The sequence below is a fragment of the Streptomyces sp. DvalAA-14 genome (assembly GCF_900091855.1).
Lineage (GTDB): Bacteria > Actinomycetota > Actinomycetes > Streptomycetales > Streptomycetaceae > Actinacidiphila.
In genome coordinates this window covers 1-3,199 of sequence record NZ_FMCH01000462.1, presented here as the reverse complement: position 1 = coordinate 3,199, position 3,199 = coordinate 1, and the positions used below count along the sequence as shown (strand labels likewise).

At 74.8% G+C, this 3,199-nt stretch carries 2 protein-coding genes; both read right to left on the bottom strand.

Annotated elements, in window-relative coordinates; all coding sequences use genetic code 11:
• The coding region (locus tag GA0115240_RS24350; RefSeq protein ID WP_093739658.1) for a transglutaminase family protein at positions 1 to 1,835 on the bottom strand (1,835 nt) is incomplete at its 3' end.
• A partial coding sequence (locus tag GA0115240_RS24345; RefSeq protein ID WP_107407207.1) for a DUF58 domain-containing protein occupies positions 1,832 to 3,199 on the bottom strand: 1,368 nt, incomplete at its 5' end. The genes GA0115240_RS24345 and GA0115240_RS24350, both read right to left, overlap by 4 nt.

Below are 3,199 nucleotides of genomic sequence, written 5' to 3'. Positions count from 1 at the left end.
GTCGCGACCCCGGTGCAGGTGCCGGTCGGCGCCCGGTTCTCCGGGGCGCAGGACGAGCCGGGTGAGGCCGTCGGCTGCGGGGTGGCGGCATTGCCGTGCGGTGCCACCTCGGAGGGGTCGGAGCCCGGCGAGGTCGGGGTCTGCTCCGTGTAGGAGGGCGCCGAGCCCCGGTAGGGCGTGGGCTCGAACCGTGTCCACCCGATGCCCTCGAAGTACAGCTCGGGCCAGGCGTGCGCGTCCTTGAGCCCCACCGACATCACGCCGTTCGCGTTCAGCGTGCCCGGGGTGAAGCCGATCGCGACCCGCGCCGGAATGTGCAGGGTGCGGGCCATCGCCGCCATCGTGAAGGCGAAGTGGACGCAGAAGCCCTCCTTGGTCTGCAGGAACCGCGCGATCGCGTCGACGCCGGTGCCCGCCTTCGCCTGGGTGTTGTAGATGAACTGCCCGGAGGTGAAGAACCGCTGGAGCGCCAGCGCCCGCTCGTAGTCGTTGGTCGCGGACTTGGTGACGGCCTCGGCGGTCTGCGCCACCACCGGGGGCAGTGAGCTGGGGACCTTGGTGTACTGCGCGGCGATCGCGCCGGTGGCCGGCGGCGCCGCCGCGAGCTGGGCCGCGGTCGGCTGCAACTGCATGCTGGTCACCGTGTACTGCTCGCCGGACACCGTCTGGCCGCCCTGCCCGACCACCATCCGGCCCTCGGGCTCGAAGCGCCAGTCGCCGGGCGCCCGCACGCTGAGCGCCGGGAACGGCATCGGCAGCAGCTCCTGCCGGTAGCTCTCGTCGGCCGTTATCCGGGTGACGACCGGCTTGTACTTCACGTCCGCCGCCTGGCCCTGCGGCAGCGGCAGCACCGGCGGTATGTCCACGGTGCTGCCCTGGGACGGCGACCATTCGGCGCCGTCGAACTTGTCCAGCGCGGCGATCCGCAGATACATCCCCGGCACGTCGGTCGAGTCCGTCCGGTACGTCAGCACCTCGTGGTCGTCGGGCTGGTTGAGGTTGTTCTGCAGCGCCGCCACCAGGTTCACCGCGCTGGCGGCGCCGCCACCGCCGCCCCCGGTGCCCCCGCCGCGCCCGGTGGTGTCCAGCAGGCCGCCGCCGAGCGAGGGCAGCAGGGCCGGCGCGATCAGCGCGATGCCCAGCGCCATGGCACCGATCCGCCGTCCGGTGCGCACCGGGGCCGTCGCCGTACCGCCCGCGGTCGAAGCGGAGCCGCCGGCCCAGCTGTTGGGCGGCGGGGCGCCGCCGAACACCCGGCCCCAGCGGGAGAGCCGGTCGCGGCCCTCGGCCAGCAGCAGGAGCAGATAACCGGCCGCGGCCACCAGGAAGTACAGCCACTGGGTGCCGCCGTCGGCCAGGCCGGCCGCCACCGAGTAGAGCGCCAGCAGCGGCAGCCCGGCCGGGGCGGCGCTGTTGTAGGTGACCGCTATCGCGTCCACCGCCAGGGCGATCACCAGCACGCCGCCGACGAGCAGGATGCGGATGCCGGGGGTGACCGGCGCGGGGATGGCGAAGTCGCTGACATCGGTCATGCCGTCGCGGATCAGGTCGCCGAGCTGCCGGACGGCGTGCGGGCCCGGCACGACGCCGCCCAGCGCCTGGTGCTGGGCGAACATCACGGTCAGCACGATCAGTGACACCAGGGCCTGCGCCAGCACTGTCAGCGGCCGGGCCAGCGGCACCCGCCGGGCCGCCGCGCCGACCCCGGACTGCAGGCACACGCACAGCAGCGCGCGGAAGATCCAGCTGCCCGGACTGGCCAGCGGCAGCAGCGAGCAGGCGGCCATCATCGAGGCGGCCGCCGCGCACACCGTCAGCCGTGCGCGTCCGCTCATGCCCTCGCCCCCGCTTCGCGCCGGTCCCGCTGCTGGGACTCCTCCTGGGAGCGGTAGCGGTCCGCCTGCTGCCACAACTCCGGCATGGTGTCGCCGGCCCGGGCCTCCAGCACCGTCCAGCCCGTCTCGCGCAGGATCCGGATCGCCGCCCGGGTGCCCTCCGGGTCCTCCGGCGGGACCGGCGGCGGCACGGCGCCGGGCGGCTGGGACGGGCCGGACCGCGGGGCGGGCTCACGGGCCAGCCAGGCGTCGCTGTCCAGCACGAAGGCGACCGCGCCGCCGGCCCGCTGCCGCATCCGGCCCATGCTCGCCGCGTCCTGCAGGTCCAGGTCGCCGAGGAAGGCCACCAGCAGGCCGTCGGTGCCCGACCGCAGCGCCTCGTAGGCCGCCGACAGTTCCTCGCCGTCCGAGTTCTCCACCACCGCGAGGGTGTCCAGCAGCACGCCGGCCATGTCGCTGGAGTCGCCGGAGAAGCCGCCGGCGCCGTCCGGCCCCGGCACCGACGTGCCGTTGTCGGTGAGCAGCCGGACCGCGAAGCCGCGCTCCAGCATGTGGGTGGCCACCGAGGCGGCCCCCGACACCGCCCACTCGAAGGCCGAGTCGGGGCCGGAACCGAAGTAGGCGAGCTGCCGGGTGTCCAGCAGCACGGTGCAGCGGGCCCGGTTGGGCTGCTCCTCGCGGCGCACCATCAACTCGCCGTAGCGGGCGGTGGAGCGCCAGTGCACCCGGCGCAGATCGTCGCCGTGCCGGTAGCCGCGCGGGATCACGTCGTCGTCACCGGCCAGCGCCAGCGCCCGGTTGCGGCTCTCGCCGTACCCGGACGACTCGCCGGCCAGCCGCACCGCGGGCAGCGACTCCACCTTGGGCACCACGGTCAGCGTGTCGTGGGCGCTGAACGAGCGGGTCAGCTCACACATCCCGAACGGATCGGTCAGCCGCAGCTGGAGCGGGCCCAGCGGATAGCGGCCGCGCAGATCCGAGCGGACCCGGTAGGACACCTCGCGGTGGCCGCCGGGCTCCACACGGTCCAGCACGAACCGCGGCCGGGGCCCGAGTACGTACGGCACCCGGTCCTGGAGCATGAGCAGCCCGGTGGGGACCCGGGAGACGTTGTCGACCCGCAGGTGCACCCGCGCCTCGGACATGGCCGGCACCCGGGAGGGGGCCAGCCGGCGGCTGCCGGCCACCCGGTAGCGGGTGCGGTAGAGCACCGCGACGCAGACCAGCGGCAGCACCGCCAGCAGCAGTCCGACCCGCAGCAGGTCGGACTGCCCCAGGACGTAGCTGCACACCGCGGCGGCCAGGCCCGCGGCCACGAACGAGCGGCCCCGGGTGGTGAGTCCGGCCAGCGCGGTCCGGAGCCG